Annotated in this window: 12 protein-coding genes; 6 read left to right on the plus strand and 6 right to left on the minus strand. The window is 37.2% G+C overall.

What is annotated here, in order from left to right:
* Nucleotides 1–61: 61 nt before the first annotated feature.
* The 6 genes from JEM65_RS16065 to JEM65_RS16090 form a co-directional block, all read right to left on the minus strand.
* Complete coding sequence (locus JEM65_RS16065) at nucleotides 62–2950, minus strand: alpha-amylase family glycosyl hydrolase (protein WP_199601670.1); 2889 nt, start codon at nucleotides 2948–2950, stop codon at nucleotides 62–64.
* A gap of 229 nt (nucleotides 2951–3179) precedes the next feature.
* Nucleotides 3180–5135 (minus strand): SusF/SusE family outer membrane protein, encoded by a 1956-nt coding sequence (locus JEM65_RS16070; RefSeq protein WP_199601677.1) that lies wholly within the window; start codon nucleotides 5133–5135, stop codon nucleotides 3180–3182.
* Nucleotides 5136–5146: 11 nt separating this feature from the next.
* A complete protein-coding gene (locus JEM65_RS16075) occupies nucleotides 5147–5938 on the minus strand; it encodes a hypothetical protein (protein ID WP_199601679.1) in 792 nt (263 codons plus the stop codon).
* 11 nt (nucleotides 5939–5949) lie between these two features.
* Entirely contained in the window at nucleotides 5950–6495 is a 546-nt protein-coding gene (locus JEM65_RS16080) for a DUF5004 domain-containing protein (protein ID WP_199601681.1), read from the minus strand.
* 12 nt (nucleotides 6496–6507) lie between these two features.
* The gene (locus tag JEM65_RS16085; protein ID WP_199601689.1) at nucleotides 6508–7953 is read right to left on the minus strand and encodes a RagB/SusD family nutrient uptake outer membrane protein; all 1446 of its coding nucleotides are present in this window, start codon (nucleotides 7951–7953) and stop codon (nucleotides 6508–6510) included.
* A 10-nt stretch (nucleotides 7954–7963) separates the two neighbouring features.
* The gene (locus tag JEM65_RS16090) at nucleotides 7964–11011 is read right to left on the minus strand and encodes a SusC/RagA family TonB-linked outer membrane protein (RefSeq protein ID WP_199601691.1); all 3048 of its coding nucleotides are present in this window, start codon (nucleotides 11009–11011) and stop codon (nucleotides 7964–7966) included.
* Between the two features lie 284 nt (nucleotides 11012–11295).
* Here JEM65_RS16090 and JEM65_RS16095 point away from each other — a divergent pair, with 284 nt between their 5' ends.
* The 6 genes from JEM65_RS16095 to JEM65_RS16120 all read left to right on the plus strand — a co-directional run bounded on the left by JEM65_RS16095 (nucleotide 11296) and on the right by JEM65_RS16120 (nucleotide 19798).
* Nucleotides 11296–12336: a LacI family DNA-binding transcriptional regulator gene (locus JEM65_RS16095; protein ID WP_199601693.1), complete on the plus strand. Its 1041-nt coding sequence runs from the start codon at nucleotides 11296–11298 to the stop codon at nucleotides 12334–12336.
* Nucleotides 12337–12464: 128 nt separating this feature from the next.
* A complete protein-coding gene (locus tag JEM65_RS16100; RefSeq protein WP_199601695.1) occupies nucleotides 12465–13832 on the plus strand; it encodes an MFS transporter in 1368 nt (455 codons plus the stop codon).
* A complete protein-coding gene (gene pgmB, locus JEM65_RS16105) occupies nucleotides 13825–14481 on the plus strand; it encodes a beta-phosphoglucomutase (RefSeq protein WP_199601696.1) in 657 nt (218 codons plus the stop codon). Before JEM65_RS16100 ends, pgmB begins: the two co-directional genes overlap by 8 nt.
* 82 nt (nucleotides 14482–14563) lie before the next feature.
* Entirely contained in the window at nucleotides 14564–16870 is a 2307-nt protein-coding gene (locus tag JEM65_RS16110) for a glycoside hydrolase family 65 protein (RefSeq protein WP_199601698.1), read from the plus strand.
* Between the two features lie 40 nt (nucleotides 16871–16910).
* A complete protein-coding gene (locus JEM65_RS16115; protein ID WP_439953513.1) occupies nucleotides 16911–18761 on the plus strand; it encodes a glycoside hydrolase family 13 protein in 1851 nt (616 codons plus the stop codon).
* Nucleotides 18762–18820: 59 nt separating this feature from the next.
* Nucleotides 18821–19798: an alpha/beta hydrolase gene (locus tag JEM65_RS16120; RefSeq protein ID WP_199601700.1), complete on the plus strand. Its 978-nt coding sequence runs from the start codon at nucleotides 18821–18823 to the stop codon at nucleotides 19796–19798.
* Nucleotides 19799–19828: the final 30 nt, after the last annotated feature.

Below are 19828 nucleotides of genomic sequence, written 5' to 3' on the forward strand. Positions count from 1 at the left end.
TAGTATTTGGGGTGTCACAGTATTTCGACTGCGCTCAATATGACATTCGTTTTTATAAACCTTACATCTTAATCAATTTAGAAGTAGACACATGTCCGTTATAATCATTAATTTTAATAACATACAAGCTCTGGTCTAAATCAGAAACATCAAAACTATCTTTTTGTGTAAAGTTGCCTTTAAAAGATTTGATGTGTTTCCCCGTAAGGTCATAAATATCTAAGCCATTAAAATCTCTATTTACTTTAAACCTGCTGTTTGACGGATTTGGATATAGGGTAAAACTGGAAGTGCTTTCAAAACCATCAGTGCTTAATGTAGAAGGTTTATTTCCAAATATTCTAAACTGACCTGCAGCGATAGATATTGTAGCTTGGTTGTAGCTTGTCTTTCCTGTATCATCCATTAAGTCATACCAAGTTTCTCCGGAAGGGATGGTCGTATTTAAAGTTTTAGAGGTCACATCAAAATTCGCCAAAACAATCACATTCTTAAGGCTACTGCCCGGCAATGCATTATTGAAAATTTCAATGGAAGGGGTAAGGGTATTGGTGTTTATTTTATAGTCGCCTTCAAACACATCTTCTTCTGTTTTTAGCTTAATTAGCCGTGCCCAGTCGTTATAGACCTTATTTCTATTAGTGTCTCCCAACCAGTTTTGTGTCCATTGTGGTTGTGGCTTGGTGGCCAATTTACAGTCTCCCGGTGGGTTGCCAGCATCCCCACCTTCTTCTAATGGAGCGTCAGGTATATTTAGTGTACCATCATTACAGGTAAAAATTGAATTTTGCATTCCTAATTCGCCAAAATGCCAGATCATTTTAGGTCCTGGTACAGTTAAAGTAACAGCACCCAAGGCGGACATTCTTGATAAAGCGGTATTTAAATCTTTAACATCATGAACACTGTTGGTGCTATTGCCATACATCAAATTTTTGTACATCAAACGCTCCTCATCATGACTTTCTGCATAGCCTATAACACGTAGACCTTGAAATTGCGGTCTTGATTTATGACCAATACCACTAATATCAGCGGTATAACCCATAGTCAATTCGTTATAAGCACGGTTCATATTACCCCACATCATGATGCCTTTTCCCTCGTCATATTTATAATTAGCCCATTCTTTTTCTTCATTCTCTGAACCTAAATGCTCAAAAATGACATAATGGTTGGGATCTAAGGACCACGAGTAATCCGCATATTCTTTTAAAACCGCTACACGATCTGCTTGATAAGCATTGGTACAGCCTTCATCGTTGGCAGTGCAATTTTGGGTAAATCCTTTAGTCAAATCCCAACGGAAGCCATCAATCTTAAATTCTTCAATCCAATGCTTAACAATCCGTTTTGCATACGCTTTAGTGATCGCGTTTGAATGGTTAAAATCAGACCCCACATTATAACTGTGTCTTGCTTCTGTATTGAAATATGGATTTTCACTGCTCGGACCGCCCCAACCATCACCATCAGGATCATCCATCCACATCCTGACCATTGGGTTTCTTCCATAGGCATGATTGAGGGCCACGTCAAGAATGACTGCGATTCCGTTTTGATGACAGAGATCTATAAATTCTTTCAACTTGTTCTCGGCCCCATAAAACTTATCCAAAGCCATGTGAAACGAAGTGTTGTACCCCCAGCTTTCGTTGCCTTCAAATTCCATTACAGGTAAGAGTTCAATAGCGTTGATGTTGAGGTTTTTAAAATACTCAATTCTATCGATTAGATCTTGGTAGTTCCGGTCTGAATCAAAGTCTCTGATTAAAACTTCATAAATAATGAGGTCTTCTTTTTTTGGTTTCGTAAAATTGTTGACCTGCCAATTATAAGGTGTTTGACCTGTTTGTAAAACAGTTACTTCACGCTCTTGACCTGCTGGATAGGCAGGAAGATTAGGATAAGAGCTTGCAGGAATGTATGGATCGTCAAATGGTGATAACACTAATGTAGAATAAGGGTCTGCCGTTTTTACCAAAGCAGGTGAATTTGTAATTGGTGTTTTTTCAAAAACCCAGTATTGATAAGTATAAGTCTGACCAGAAACCAAACCTGTCAATTCTAACCAAAATTTTCCAGTTGTAGGATCTCTTTTCATGGCGTAGTTGCTGTTTGGCTCCCAATTGTTAAAGGTTCCTGCCACATCTACAAAATCTTTATTTGGTGCGTCAAGCACTAAAGTAGCCTTGGTGTTATCTGAAGTATTATAATTAATGCCGTCAATCATTCCAGAAGGTAAAGTTGCCGAGATCGTAGTAGGCTTTATAACAACCGAAAATAATTTAGTGATTGTTGTTCCCGCCAGGGTAACTTCCAGTTTATAATTTTGGTTTGACGTAATATTTGAATGGGTAAAAAGATAATTGGAGGTGTCCACATTGGTATTAATGCTTGCACCATTGGCTATTAAATTATAACTCGCATTACCGCCAGAGTTTGTGGCGGAAATATTCAAACTGCCACCGGTAGTTAGGATGGTGGTGCTATTTTGTTGTGGTGAAGTTAAGGTGACTTGAAAACTTCCTACATTTAATAGTATGTCTTGGCTTTTTTTATTGCCGTCTCCGTTTTTAGCCTTGATTAAAAAACCTATTCTGCCAATACCATTTCTCTGAAAAAAAGTAGTAGGCGTAAAGGAAATACTATAGGTGTCATTGCTGCTATTATAGCTGAGTTTATTGGTCTCGCTAGAGGCCGTCCAAGCACCATTAGTTGGGCAATCTTGTTGGTTGGTGAGATTAACATCATAGGACCAGGCCCAAAGATAAAGCGAGTTTGTTGTCACGCCCCAAGTTGCTTCATTAATGCTGTTGCCATTAAATGTAATTGTGATATTCTGATTTTCCTCAAAAGTCGATGGCGCAACTGTATAGGTCACATTTTGCTGTTGCGCAAAAGCGAACGAACACATGAAGAGCATTATGTAAAATGTAATTTTTTTCATCTTTAAGAATTTTAAGGATTCAATGTATGGCTGCAACCATATCTTGTTTTTCAACAGAAATATGCTTTGAGCGTATTAAAAAAGGCTATCTAAAAAAAAAATCCTTTTAATTTGATGTGGCAGGTTGAGCCTGTCGTAACCGATATTAATTGTCATCAGGTTGCACTATTACGACAAGCTCAATATGACATCACCTTATACTTTTCAAATAGCCCTTTTATTTTTAATCTTAAAGAATGGTAACCGTACCTTTATTAAAGTCAGCTTTAATTGTGTAAGTTCCATCTCCAGGAGCACCCACATTTTGTTCTCCGTCTCTTATCAACATGCCTGAATAAGCTGGATTTACTCCCCAATCATTATCCCAAGCACCTTGTACAGGTAAGAACTTAAACTCATCTGAAGCCACTAAAACTTGACTGATTTCAAAGACACCTTCTGAGAGTTTTGTGAAAGCAGGTGCCGTTGCATTGTTCCACCCATTAGGAGAACCAACCAAATATAAATTATCTGGTATTTCAGTTAGGCTGTAGGACAGCGTGTTGAAATCAATACTAATCATATACGTACCGGCATTTGCTACTGGAATATTATTTTCGCCATCTTGAACCAACTTTCCAGGTGAATCAGGATTTTCACCCCAATCATTATCCCAAGAGCCTGAAACCGGTAGCAATTTAAACTCTGATCCTGCATCAAAAGTTTGAACTCTTACAAACACACCATTTCCGGTGGTATTAAATTGTTGTGTTGCATCTGTATTATTCCAACCATTTTGTGATCCTACAGTAAACAGGTTATTAATGGCTGAAGTTTTTACTGTTAAATTATTGAAATCTACAATTACAACATACTTTCCAGCATCTGCTATTTTGATATTTTGTTCACCATTTTGAATTAAACTACCAGGATTTTCTGGGTCTTCTCCCCAGTCTCCATCCCAAGCTCCTAAATTTGGTAAAAATTTAAATTCAGAATTAGCATCAAAATCATAAGTTAAACTAAAAACACCATTACTATCATTATAGAATGGAATGGCTGTAGCATTGTTCCATCCATTAATAGAGCCAACCATAAATAAATTATCAGGTGCTTTGAATTCTGTAACTGTAAGACTTAATGTTGGAAAATCGACCGTAATAATATAAGTTCCAGCAGTAGTGACAGTAAGATTTTGTTCCCCATCTTGAATTATTTTACCAGGATTAGCTGGGTCTTCTCCCCAATCGCCATCCCACAAACCTAATGTTGGTAAAAACTTAAATTCGCCATTTTCTGGAAGATCAATTTGTAATTTAAAATTACCATTCCCATTATTTACAAAAGGTACTGCCGTAGCATTATCCCATCCATTATGACTCCCTACTAAATAAAGCTCGTTAATTACGAAAACATCCCAGTTAATGTATTTCTTTGCTGCATTAAGCACCGTAACACCATCAGTTACTTTCGCTTGTACTGTCCATATAACATTTTGGGTGTTGGCAAACTCTGCCCCTATTTGAGCATTGGTCATTGTAAAGGATGTTCCAGAATCTATAGGAAACGTTATTAATGGTTCAGAAAAATCACCATCCAATTCATCGAATAATAAAGTATACTCTATGGTTCCAGAACCCATAGTAGTTTCTGCTGGTTCCCATTCAAATGTAACTTCTCCATCTGGGTCTCCATAAATATCTGCCTTAATAAGGTTGTTATTGTCTGGTGCTAAAAGATTAAAATCTTTAATACCATTATCAGAAAATCTTGTAAAAGAGATATTGTTTTTGGCACTAAAAACTTCAACATCGCCATTAGTTGCAACCACTTGCCATTGTAATTCTGCAATGGCCCCAGAAGCAAAGCCAGCAGCATTTAAAGCTTCATCAATTTGAGCAAATGTGAGTGTTGCTTGATTTTTCTTGCCTTCATCATCACTAATAAACATGGCTAATTCTCCATCAGCATTAAAGAATAGCACTTTATAAGTTGGCACTTTCGAAACACCTGGTGCTGCTGCATTCCAATTTAATACAATGGCTTTGTCTGGAGTACCAGAATTTAACACATAGGATGTTACATTGTTCTCTACAATATTGAAACCATTAAGAGCCTCAGTGTCTGAACTGAATTCAACATCATTGGAACAAGACGTGAATAATGCTAAGAGAATTATCGATATTTTGTATACTAGTTTTTTCATAACGTTTAATTTTAATTAGCTGCCTGTCTTAATACAATTTCCTCTTCAGTAGATTGGATTGTTGGATTATCTGTATCGAAAAAGTGGTATTTTAATGTAGACAATGTTCCTGCATCAAATAAACCTTGAAAGGATTGAGCGGGAATTATAGCAGCCTCATAATATTGCCCATTAAACCTTGTTTCAATTTCAATAGCAAGTAAGGCATCTACTTCAGGTTCAATATGCAATGTGATATTTTGAGCACCAATCATTGCTGGGTTGCTAATTTCAGGAAAGTTTTTGTTAAAACGGAATGTTACAACATCTTTGGTGGTTGCTTGAGAAGGAAATGTTCTCACCTCTTTTTCTATAAACTTAAAAGGTGCAAATGGAATTGTTAAATCATTTGTTTGAAACGTTCCAGCCTGATTTCTTAATAAGTATCCTATTGACGTTATCGAACCAGGGGCAGCCTCTGCACCATAAAGCTCAGCAAGTGTTCTGTAAGTGTTCACCCCATCAGTTATAGGAAACTTTATTCTATATTCAGTATCGCTTAATTTTTCTAATTTTGCCGAGGATTTAATATTGGTCCACTCACCATTCGTCTTAGAGTCTCCCGCATTAGAAAAACTCCAGATATAAAGATCTTTTCCTTCTAATGACTTACCGTCACGATCAGTGGCGCCAGCTACATTAAATAGGATTTCTATATTTTCGTCAATTACGGTATAACTAGCAGGATTACCTGTAATAACAGGATTTTGTGCTTGAACCAATAATGTCGGTAAAAAAAGTATAGTTAATAATAATTTTTTCATAATTCGATTTTTTATTGTTTAGCTAGTATGTATTCATATCTCGTTACCGCATTACCTGAAGCATCTAGTCTTTCATAGTTTAAAGATAACTTTTGGTTATCTCCGGTTATTCCAGCGTATGTTTTAATTAAAAACAAAACCGTGTTACCATTTATGATAGTTTCAATACCAGACGAAGCATTTATGCCTAGCTGCTGGTTTACTAAATTTACGGTGTCATCAGAATTCCAAGTCCATGTACCAGTTCCTTCTGATATAACATAAGACATTGGCGAGTTTCCAACGGTTGTGGATAATGTTCCATCACCAATTTGTAAAGTAAAATCTGTAAAAGGCATACCTGAAATGGCGTTGGTAATATCTACTCGGGTTGCAAAATCAGGAAATCCTTTCTTTTCAGCATCTAAATCTATTTGAGAAACGGTCTCAATAGACCACGTACCCGTTAATTGTTCACTTCTATCTACAATAGTTCCGTGCGTTCCTTCATTATCAGGAGAACAGTTTGTAAAGATTAAAGCTATACTTAATAATAAGCTATATGTTATCGTTTTCATAGTTCTATTTTTTTAGTTACAACCTCCTGTTGGGTTTTGAATAAATCCTGTAAATACTTCCGTTGCAGGGAATTGAAATAAAATACCATTACAGTTCCATGGTGCATTTCTTATAGTTAAACTATTTTCATCTATGCCAATTCGCTTTAAATCGCTTACACGATTACCTTCTCCCAACAGTTCGATACGCCTTTGTTCTCTGATAAGATTGATTAATTGAGACTGGGACAAACCACTTATTGTGGATAAACCTGCTCGCTCTAAGATGCTATTTATATCATCTTCAGCTAGCAGTAGACTGTTTGTTTCTGCTGCAGCTTCCGCTCTAATTAAAAGTATTTCAGTATAGTGAACTAAAGGCACATTAAAGATTCCTTTATTAAATTTTAAAAGAAAGTACTCACCATCTATTTCTTCCAACAAATCTTTTCTTTTATCTGTTGAAGGAATAGAATTATATAGATCTTGCATAATTCTAATGGTCGTATTAGAAATAGAAGTGTCTGTTCTATAACGTTGAAAGGTACCTCCTTTACTATTTGCTATTGATTCTGAAACAATACCAAAAATGGTTTCTACGTTTGGAGATTCGGTATTGTTATTATCTAAAAGATTACCTGCAAATCGTTCTGTTCCCGTAGCTCCTCCTTGATATAGATTTACATCGAAGACAGCCGAAGTGTTCATTAAAGCTGCATCAGCATAATTATAAGCCATTTGGTAATTAGAGCCTTCAGTAGCTATATCGGGGCCAAATCCGGCTTGAAAAAACACTTTAGCTAAATAGGCTTGTGCAGCTGCTTTATCCCCATAGTTTTGATCGCTGGAGTTGGTTGTATTTAGTAAACTTTCAGCTTCTTTTAAGTCGCTTAATAAATCGGCATAGTTTTCTGCTACCGTTCCTCTAGTTTGACCAATGGCATTGTTAATCTCTTTTATGTACTGTATTCCTAAATGCGAATTGTCTGAGGAAAATCCAGGAGAGTGAGACATAAATCGTGACACTTCAAAATGAGCTATTGCTCTTAATAAAAGTGCTTCGCCTTTTATTTCTTGAATTCTAGCATTTGTTTCAGTAACACCGATAGCATCTAAGTTGTTTTCTATTTGGTTTAGCACAACATTGGCATCTAATACAATTCGGTAAAAACCACGATACATATTATCTCTAATTGAATTATTAAAGAATGAAGTACTTCTATTATATATTTCAGTTTCATCAGAATTTAGTCCTCCTGGTCCGTTAATATTATCTCCGTTAATTTCGGCGTATAACTGAGCATTTCCTCCTAAAGGCCAACCTAAATTATTATAACCCGCATTTAAAAGTGCTTCAAGATCAGCCAAACTTGTTGGGCCTACAATATCTACATTTTCAGGAAGTTCTTCCAAATCACATGAAACAAATAATGAGATTGAGAAAAACAATCCTAATAATAATTTTATATTTCTTTTCATCGTTTCCATTTTAAAAAGTTGCATTAATGATAAATGTGAATGATTTTGCTTGAGGTACACTTAAATAAGACACATTAGGAGATAGGTTTCTGTCTCTTTGAAATTGAAAATCTCTAGCAATTTCTGGGTCACCACCAGGAAACTTAGTCCAAGTAAATAAATTAGACCCTGTTAAAGCTACTTTGAAGGAGCTCAAACCAGTCCCATTTAAAAAGGAAGATGGAATTGAGTAGCTAACTGTAATATTTCTTAACCTAAGGTATGAAGCATCATATAAAAATCCTGTATGATTGTATTGCCATACACTAGATAGACCTTGCACTTGACTATGGTCATAGAATAAACGAGGTTGATTTGTAACATCCCCTGGATTTCTCCAACGGTCATAAATATCTGTCCTTACATTTGTTGTATTACTGTCTCCATCAATAAATGTTCCTAAAGCTCTTTTAGCAAAACTATCGTAAATGTTTCCTCCAATTGTAAAAACAAAATCGGTATCAAGCCCCCAATTTTTATACTTGAATTTGTTTCCAAAACCACCAGTTGCATCAGGGATAACAGAACCAGCAGATACACGGTTTGCCAAATCAAACGTCTTGGTTTCATTACCTTCCTTATCTAAGAAAATAGGCAAACCATCTGTTTGATCTACTCTTGCAAATCTTACTAAATAATTTGTTCCAATTGGTTGTCCTTCAATAACACGAGTATCATTAAAACCTCCTTCTAATAAATCTGGACTTACACCGCCCAAGCTAATTAACTTATTGGCATTGTGTGCAATGTTAAAAGTGGTAGTCCATGAAAAATTGTTGCTTACTATGTTTTTTGAGGTGATATTAAATTCAACACCCTTATTTTCAATTTCAGCGGCATTTAACCACAGACTCTCACCAAATCCTGATGAAGGGATTTGAAATAAATCTAATAAAACATCTTTTGATTTTTTATAGTATCCAGAAAGTTCAGTTTCTATTCGATTATTAAATAAGTTCAATTCAACTCCAAAATCTACAGTTTGAGCAGTTTCCCATTTTAAGTCTGGGTTATCTAATCTTATAATAGATTTGTACTCCTTGCCCAAATAAACGTTTCCTGAGTTTGGAATACTAAAAGCACCAAACCTTGAATCGTTTCCTATTTCAGAGTTACCTGTTATACCATAAGAAGATTTAATTTTGAAAAAGCTGATAGCTTTACTATTTTTAATAAAATCGTGTTTTGAAAAGTTATAGGCAGCAGAAAATGTTGGAAAAAATCCGTATCTATTATTTTCGCCAAATCTAGAAGATCCATCAATCCTAGCAAGCGCCATTAAATCTAAAGCATCATTAAATGAATAGCTTACACGACCAAAATACGATGCAAATGAGAATGCTGATTTACCAGTACTTTCTCTTTCAAAATCGGGAGCGTCTGATTCGTAAAGCGGTACAGGACTATTTATAAAACCTTCTGGGTTTCCGAAACGATATAACAAACGTTCACTTCTTTGGTATTCCGTACCTAATAAAAAGTTAAAGGAGTTTTTATCGTTCAAATCCCATAGATACGATGCTGTAAAGTTTGTGTTATAGTTAGTTACAAAGAATGGAGTTTCTGAAGCATACGTGTTTTGCTCTTCTTCTGGTGTTCCATCAATTCTTCCTATTTCTAATGATTGCCAGTAGTAATCTCTAAAATCCATATAATCTAGAGATGCCGTACCTCTTAAATATAAGTTTTCAATAGGCTGAAAATCTATCGCAATAGAATTTATAGATCTCATTTCTTCAGATCTTCTGTCTCGGTACCTTAATTCCACCAAAGGGTTTGCAAAAGTATTATCTACATCGCCATTAGTTTTAAACGGTGAATAAAACGGAAGTGAAAAACTTTGAGCATTACGCCATGTATCATTAATATTTACTTTGTCATAAACACCTCTGGTTAAAGAAGAATTGATACCTAATTTTAGGTTTTTAAAAATTTGATAATCAAGGTTAAAACGACCACTTAATCTTTTATATTCATCGTTAATAATGAAAGACTCCGTATCATCATAAGATAAATTTAAGTAAGTTTTCAATTTACTTTTTCCATAATTAACAGAAAAACTATGTCTGTTGGAAATTCCTGTTTTGGTTACTAAATCTACCCAATCTGTATTTGTGTTTAATGCTTGCTCCCAAGATATGCCTCTTGGCAAAGGGACCAAACCTGTATTACCATCATTTTCCCAAGCTTCTTGATATACTTTTAATAAATCTTGATTGTTTAAAACTTGAGGATTATATGTTGGATCTGAAGTTGATACACTCCCTGTGTATGAGAATTTCAATCCTTCCTTACCTCTTTTTGTTTTTATCAGGATAACACCATTTGCTCCTCTAGATCCATAAATACCCGCAGCAGCGGCATCTTTTAAAACCTCAATACTTTCTATATCGTTCTGGTTTAGTGAGGCTAAAGGGTTATTGTTTTGACCATTTGAATCCCCTTGCAGAAAGTAATCTTGAGTAATTGGAATACCATCTACAACATATAATGGATCACCACCAGCTGAAATTGAAGAAATACCCCGTATTCTAACAATATTGGCAGAGCCCGCTAATCCAGAACCTTGAATAACCTGAACACCAGCAGCTTTGCCTTGTAATGCCGCATCTATAGAAGGTACAGGTGTATCTTTTAAATCTTCTGAATTAATTCTAACGGCATTTCCAAGAACTTTGCTTTTCTTTTGAACGCCATACCCTATTAAAACAATTTCGTCCAATTGGGCAGCGTCTTCTATAAGCACCACATTAAACGGCCGTTGTCCATTATAGCTCATTTCCTGAGGTTTAAACCCGACATAAGAAAACACAACAATATCGCCATTTTTTAGGCTGATGCTGTAGTTGCCATCAAAATCTGTAGTAGTTCCAGTGGCAGTTCCTTTAATTAATATATTTACTCCTGGTAAAGGCACGTTAGCCTGATCTGTTACAGTCCCAGAAACAGTGGTTTGTGACCACATGACTGTGGGTATTAAAAATACCAATAACAGCATGCTATTTAAAAATGTTTTCATACACTATTTTTAAAGTTAATTGTTTTACTAATTCACTTATATTTTCACTTCTTGGGTTAAATCTATGTAAATTTTGTGTTAATCCACTAAATAGCATTATCATATAAGTAACGAAAACGTTTGCGTGTTGACAACTTTTTTGTAAATAGACGTTTTTATTTAAATATTATCATAAAAAAGTCAAATTGCTGGTAATTTCATACCTTTTGCGTTTGAGACGTGTAATGTGATGTGTAATTGCTAAATTATCGGCATTAAAAACTAACCATTTGCCAGCTACTATTATGAAAAAGAAGATCACCTTAAAACAAATTGCGAGAGAGCTGGATGTATCCATCTCAACTGTTTCTAAAGCCTTGAGAAATAGCATCGAAATCAGTGAAGATACCAGGCAAAAAGTACAAGCATTTGCCAAATTATATAATTACCGTCCCAATAATATTGCGCTGAGTTTAAAGAATAGAAAAACAAAAACTATTGGTGTTATCATTCCGGACATTGTACATCATTTCTTTTCAAAAGTGATCAGGGGCATTGAGTTGGTGGCCAATAAAAGAGGGTATAATGTTATTGTGGGACTTTCTAATGAATCCTTTGATAAAGAAGTGATCAATATGCAAATGTTGGCCAACGGTAGTATTGACGGATTTATTCTCTCCATTTCAAAAGAAACCTTGCAACAGCAGGATTACCATCATTTTAAGGAAACCATTAACCAAGGGATGCCCATTGTGATGTTTGATCGCATAGTCAATGAAATCAACTGTGATAAAGTTATTATTGACGATTTAAAAGGATCTAAAAATGCAGTTTCTAAACTCTTATCCAATGGATGTGAAAATGTAGCGATAATTACTACAAAAGATTATGTCAGCGTAGGAAAACTTAGGACTCAAGGGTATTTGAATGCCTTGGAGGATTTTAAGATGAGTCCCGAGACTGATTTAATCTTAAAGGTGGATGACGAATTGGTGTCTGAAGATCATTTGGAATCTTTAGAACGCGAGATAGAAGGCTTGTTCAAAAGAAATAAAAACATTGATGGTGTGTTTGCGGTCAATGAATTGTATGCTATTATTGCCATGAAGGTGGCACGTAATTTAGGCATGAGAATTCCCGAAGATATTCAGTTTATTGGCTTTACGGATGGGGTGTTGTCCAAACATGCCACACCTAGTTTAACCACAGTGAGTCAGCACGGGCAGCTTATGGGCGAAAAAGCGGCGGAACTGCTTATAGACAACCTTGAACGCGAGGATGAAATGGAACATTACACGACCATTGTTATCGAAACAGAACTCATCGAAAGAAATTCTACTAAATAAAAAAATAGTGCAGATTTAAAAACTTTACTATATTTGCCACATCATCAAAACTTTATTTTCACTTCTTACAAAATAAGTTTTGATAAGTTTTATCGCTTGTCAATAGTATTAATTTAAACATACTATTAATGAAAAAGCGTACGCTCGGATTTTGGGAAATCTGGAACATGAGTTTCGGTTTTCTGGGAATCCAAATGGGTTTTGCCCTACAAAATGCTAATGCCAGCAGAATACTTCAAATTTTTGGCGCTGATGTGCACGAACTGTCATGGTTTTGGCTCATTGCACCACTGATGGGTCTCATCGTGCAACCTGTTATTGGGCATTATAGCGACAATACTTGGACACGTTTTGGCCGACGTAAACCTTTCTTTTTACTAGGAGCGGTTTTGGCATCTGTGGGAATGATTTTTATTCCACAAGCCGATTTTATGATCGCTATTTTACCAGCCTTATGGGTTGGTGCAGGGATGCTCATGATTATGGATGCCTCCTTTAACATTGCCATGGAGCCTTTCCGAGCACTTGTTGCCGATAATCTTTCTGACGAACAAACCACAAAAGGATTTAGTATCCAAACCGCACTGATTGGTATTGGAGCGGTCATCGGATCGTGGTTGCCTTGGGTATTGAGTAATTGGTTTGGTGTTGCACAAACATCACCCGACGGATCGGTTCCTACCAATCTGTTATGGTCTTTTGTTATTGGTGCAGGCGTGTTAATTGGCTCAATTTTAGTCACCATTTTTACCACCAAAGAATATTCGCCTGAAGAATTACAGCAATTTGAAGACGAAAAGGCGCTTCATAAAACAGTAGCTGATGATGCCATCGTTCAGAAAGCAAAATTGTCAGACATTTTTGAGGATTTTAGAAAAATGCCCGAAACGATGCGCCAACTAAGTTGGGTACAATTCTTTTCGTGGTTTGCCTTATTTGGTATGTGGGTATTTGCCGTACCAGCCATTGCACAACATATTTACGGCCTACCTTCAACAGATTCTAGCAGTGAAACCTATCAGGAAGCAGGAAACTGGGTGGGGATTTTATTTGGAGTCTATAACGGGATCTCCGCTATTTTCGCCTTCCTATTACCGGCCATTGCCAAAAGACTTTCCAGAAAAAAAACCCACGCCTATTCTCTTTTTATTGGAGGGATAGGCTTACTGTCTATCTACTTCATGCCCAATGAAGATTGGCTGATTTTATCTATGGTATTTATCGGTATCGCTTGGGCAAGTATTCTCGCCATGCCTTACGCCATGTTAGCGGGGTCCATCACGCCTAAGAAAATGGGTGTGTATATGGGTATTTTTAATTTCTTCATCGTAATACCACAAATCATCAATGGTATTATCGGTGGGCCTTTAGTAAAATACGCCTACAACAATGAAGCTATTTATGCTATTATGGTGAGCGGTATAAGTTTTATTATCGCGGGTATTCTAGCATTCAAAATTAACGACAAAAAAGATTTGACTTTAAAACATGACTAAAAAAGCATTTATATTCGATTTGGACGGTGTTATTGTAGATACCGCAAAGTATCATTTTTTAGCTTGGAAAAAATTGGCCAACAGCATCGGCGTCGATTTTACCCACACACAAAATGAACAACTCAAAGGCGTCAGCAGAATTAAATCTTTGGAGAAGATTCTAGCTTGGGGTAATAAAAGTATTAGTGAGGCTGAGTTTACGAGACTCATGAGTCTAAAAAATGAAGATTACCTGACTTACATCGACACAATGGATGAACAAGAGATGCTTCCTGATGTGACAAAAACCTTAGATTTTTTAAGAGAGGCAGGACAACACATCGCCTTAGGTTCCGCAAGTAAAAATGCGCGAATGATCTTAGAAAAAGTCAATATCCTCTCAAAATTTGATGTCATTGTGGATGGCAATGATGTAACCAAAGCCAAACCAGACCCGGAAGTATTCTTAAAATCGGCAGAACAATTACAGGTCGCTCCCAAAGATTGTATTGTTTTTGAGGATGCTGTTGCCGGAATTCAAGCAGCCAATGCCGCAGGTATGGTATCTATTGGGATTGGAGATAAAGAAACGCTTCATGAAGCCGATTTTGTCTTTGCCGGTTTTCAGGATATGGATACTGATTTTTTAAATAAATTAATAAATAAATAGAACATAGAGTAGAGATGTTAGAAAAGAGACTAATTAGTTATAGTCTTTATTCTCTTCTCTCTATTCTTTTATCTCACAAGAAATGAATCAAGATTATATACAACCAAACAATTGGTCCATTATAGAGGAAGGCTTTGATGCCGAACGTGTCAAATCTTCTGAAAGTATATTCAGTATCGGTAATGGTGCCATGGGGCAACGTGCCAATTTTGAAGAGCAGTATTCAGGAAGCACTTTTCAGGGCAGTTATATTGCCGGCGTTTATTATCCAGACAAAACCAGAGTGGGATGGTGGAAAAACGGCTATCCGGAATATTTTGCCAAAGTGATCAACGCCCCAAATTGGATTGGAATCAACGTGACTATTAATGGCGAAGCTTTAGATTTAGCAACTTGCAAGACCGTTAGAAATTTCAGAAGGGAACTCAACATGCAGGAAGGTTGGTTGTCTCGAACTTTTGAAGTGACCCTTCAAAACGGAATCGATCTTAAGGTAAATGCTAAGCGTTTCTTAAGTATCGATATGGATGAAGTTGGTGCCATTCAATATAACGTTACCGCATTAAACACTGCTGCTGACATTATTTTTGAGCCCTATTTAGACGCCGGCATTACCAATGAGGATAGTAATTGGGACGATAAATTCTGGAATACGCTAAGCGTCAATTCTGAAGGATCACAAGCCTTTATTTTATCGCATACGATGAAAACAAAATTTCATGTGTGTACCGCAATGCAAACCGAATTGTCTTTAAACGGACAGAAGTTAAATGAAACGCCATCAGTTACAAAATCTGAACATAAAATATCCTTTACATATACTGCAAAGGGTGCCAAAGGTGATACGGTTACCATGACCAAGTTTGGTGGGTACACCGTCGATAGAAATCACGATAAAAATGACTTGGCGTCGGTTGCACAAAAAACCTTAGCTAAAGCGGCAGCACTTGGTTTTGATCAGATGTTGGCGCATCAAAAGGAAGCGTGGACTAAAATCTGGAAAATGTCTGACATCACTATTGAAGGCGATGTAAAAGCACAACAAGGCATCAGATTCAACATCATGCAATTAAATCATACCTATTTAGGCAAAGATGCACGCTTGAATATTGGTCCGAAAGGTTTTACCGGCGAAAAATACGGCGGCAGTACCTATTGGGATACGGAAGCGTATTGTATTCCGTTTTATATGGCGACGAAAGACCAAGAAGTGGCACGGAACTTATTGGAATACCGCTATAATCATTTGGAGAAAGCTATTGAAAACGCTGAAAAACTCGGATTTAAAAACGGGGCAGCACTCTATCCAATGGTCACCATGAATGGGGAAGAATCCCATAACGAGTGGGAAATTACCTTTGAGGAAATCCACCGTAATGGGGCTATTGCCTTTGCGATTTTTAATTACCACCGCTTTACGGGCGACTTTAGTTACATTCCAGAAAAAGGATTGGAAGTGCTTATCGCGATCGCTCGTTTTTGGAAGCAACGCGCCACCTTTTCGACCCTCAGAAACAAGTATGTCATTTTAGGTGTTACGGGTCCTAATGAATATGAAAACAACATCAATAATAACTTTTATACCAATTATATCGCGCAATGGTGTCTGAACTACACTTTGGAGACCATTTCTAAAATGAAGGAAGAGTTCGCATCTGATTTAATCCGCGTGATTGACAAGGTGAAATTGACAGAAGCCGAAATGTCTGATTGGGAGCAAGTGGCTACAAATATGTATTATCCGTATTCAGAAGAGCATAACGTTTACTTACAACAAGACGGGTTTTTAGATAAGGAATTGATTACCGTAAAAGACTTGCCAAAATCAGAACGTCCTATCAACCAGAAATGGTCTTGGGACCGTATTTTACGTTCGCCATACATCAAACAAGCCGATACCTTACAAGGGTTTTATTTCTTTGAAGATCAATTCTCGACAGAAGAATTGGAACGTCACTTCGATTTTTACGAACCATTTACCGTTCATGAAAGTTCCTTGTCGCCGTGTGTACACAGTATTCAGGCAGCTAAATTGGGCAGAATGGAGCAAGCCTACCAATTTTACTTAAGAACATCACGATTGGATTTGGACGATTATAATCATGAAGTGGAAGAAGGACTTCACATCACTTCAATGGCAGGCACTTGGATGAGCATTGTAGAAGGTTTTGGCGGTATGCGCGTTATAGATAATAAATTATCGTTTGACCCGAAGATTCCTGAACAATGGGATGCCTACTCCTTCAAAATCAATTTTAGAAATCAGATTCTTAAAATCAGTGTTTCTAAAACAGATACCACATTTGAATTGGAAGGCGATCATGCCATGGCTATTTTGATTAATGGAAGCGAAGTGACGGTATACCCGCAAGATGTCGTGAAGGTGTGACCTTATATTAGTATTGTGAATATTTTAAAATTGAGATAAATTGAAGACTATAACATTCATATTAATGGTACTTTTAAGCATGACAATATTTGCGCAAGTAGAGAAAATAGAACCCCCTTTTTGGTGGGCAGGAATGCAACATTCCGAGGTACAACTGATGGTGTACGGTCAGGACATCGCCCAATATGAGGTGGCATTTGCAAACACCATTCAAATTACGGATGTTGTTAAAACCGAAAACCCCAACTACATGTTTGTTACCATCAACACCAAAAATGTTGATGCGGGTACCTATGAGTTGCAATTTTTAAAGGATGACACTATCTTAGGGACACAATCTTATGAGTTAAAAGCCCGCCGAGACCATTCGGCTTCAAGAAAAGGTTTTGATTCTAGTGATTTGATTTATTTGGTGATGCCAGATCGTTTCTCGAATGGAAATTCAGACAACGACAGCACTGACGACACCATTGAGGAGGTCAACAGAGCAGAGCTTTCAGGTCGTCATGGTGGCGATATTCAGGGCATCATCAATCATTTGGATTACCTGGATGAACTGGGCGTTACCGCCCTTTGGAGTACGCCGTTGTTGGAGGACAATGAGCCCATCCATTCCTACCACACCTATGCTCAAAGTGATTATTATAAAATTGATCCGCGTTACGGTACCAATGACGATTATAAACGTTTGGCTTCTGAACTGCACCAACGCGACATGAAACTCCTTATGGATTATGTCACGAATCACTGGGGAAGTAAGCATTGGATGATCCAAGATTTACCTTCCAAAGACTGGATTAACTTTTGGGACTCTGACGAAAACGGCTTTGAACGTAGCAGCCACAGGATGACCACCCAATTTGATTCCAATGCTTCAGAGTCAGACAAGAAAGCGTGTATGAATGGCTGGTTTGATACCTCAATGCCGGATATTAACCAGAAAAACCCTTTGGTGCTTACCTACTTGATTCAGAATGCAATTTGGTGGGTTGAATTTACAGATTTGGATGGCTTTCGGGTGGATACCTATTCTTATAATGATAAGGAGGGCATCGCAAAATGGACCAAAGCCATTATGGACGAATATCCTAAGTTAAATATCGCCGGAGAGGTCTGGATGCATAATCAGGCACAAATGGCCTATTGGCAAAAGGATAGTAAGATTGGCGCTATAGACAATTATAATTCGCATTTACCAACCGTCATGGACTTTACGCTTCACGATGCCCTTATACTCATGTTTGCTGAAGATGAGCAAGGATGGGACAAGGGCATGTTAAGAGCCTATGAGAATTTTGCCAACGATTTTTTATACCCAGACATCAATAACATTCTTGTGTTTGCTGGAAATCATGATACCAATCGGATCAATGAAATCTATAAAGCAGATCTGAATACTTATAAAATGATCATGACCATGGTGGCTACGGTCAGAGGCATTCCACAGGTATATTATGGTGACGAATTGGGCATGGGCGGTAATAAAGATTTGAAAGGCGATGGGGACATCCGACATGATTTTCCCGGAGGATGGGAAGGCGATCCGATCAATGCATTTACCGCAGAAGGAAGAACCCCGGGTCAAACTGCATTTTTTGAATTTTCAAAGAAAGTTTTCAATTGGAGAAAATCGAAATCGGCCATTCATAAAGGAAAAACCATGCAATTTGTTCCTGAGAACAACGTGTATGTCTATTTTAGATATACTGATGAAGAACGTGTGATGGTGGTGATCAATAACAATCCGGAAGCGCAGACTTTAGAGCTGAAACGCTTCAAAGAAATGATCAAATTACATACTTCGGGTTGGGATATTCTTTCAGAACAGCAGATTTCCTTAGAAAACACCTTGCAAGTTGATGGCAAAACAGCCATGATTATTGAATTTTAAACGGCCTACTTTCTCCAACAGATTGTTTAAATGCAGCGGTTGGAGGTTTTAATAATACTATGAAAAAAAGCATCTATATACTGATCATTTTCGCTGTTTTGATGTCCTGTACGACCAACACTAAGAAGGCTAAAATAAAACCTGCGGACACCTCAAAAGCGGTTGTCGAAACTATTGAAGGCGATTTTGCAGGCGGCACTTTACTGCGGATTGATGACTTTCCATCCAATTATATTCCACCGCGAAAAGTGGACATTTGGTTGCCAAAGGATTATTCCGAACGTAAAAAATATGCAGTCTTGTACATGCACGATGGGCAGATGCTATTTGATAGTAACATCACCTGGAATAATGAAGAATGGAAAGTGGATGAGGTGTCGGCTAAATTGATGAATGATAGCATTACCAAAGATTTTATTGTGGTGGCACCATTTAATATTAATGAGTTGCGCCACAGTGAATATTTTCCTCAAAAGCCTTTTGAATCCCTTTCCAGATCGGTTCAGGATTCTCTATTTGAAGAAGCGAGATTGAATAATTTTAAATTGGATTCGGTCACTTCCAATAATTATTTAGGGTTTCTGGTGCATGAACTTAAGCCTTACGTCGATGCCAATTATTCGGTGCTTACGGATAGGGAAAATACGGTGGTGGCTGGTTCAAGTATGGGCGGATTGATTTCAATGTACGCGGTTTGCGAGTACCCAGAAGTTTTTGGGGCTGCTGCTTGCTTGTCTACCCATTGGCCAGGTGGTAATCCTGACGATAGTGATGTGTTGGCCGATACTTTTTTTGAGTATATGGAAGACCATGTGCCTTCTCCAAAAACACACAGATTCTATTTTGATTATGGTACAGAAACCATGGATAAATTCTATCCTAAATACGCGCCAACAGTTGATAGAATATTTAAGAAAAAAAATTACGAATCCTCAAACTTTAGAAATTTAAAGTTTGAAGGCGGAGAGCATACGGAAGTCTCGTGGCAAAAGCGACTGCACATTCCATTGACGTTTTTGTTGAAGAAGACCGAGTAAATGTCAGAATTGAAGACCTCACAGGTATTT

The organism is Gelidibacter salicanalis (assembly GCF_016469035.1).
Classification (GTDB): Bacteria; Bacteroidota; Bacteroidia; order Flavobacteriales; family Flavobacteriaceae; genus Gelidibacter; species Gelidibacter salicanalis_A.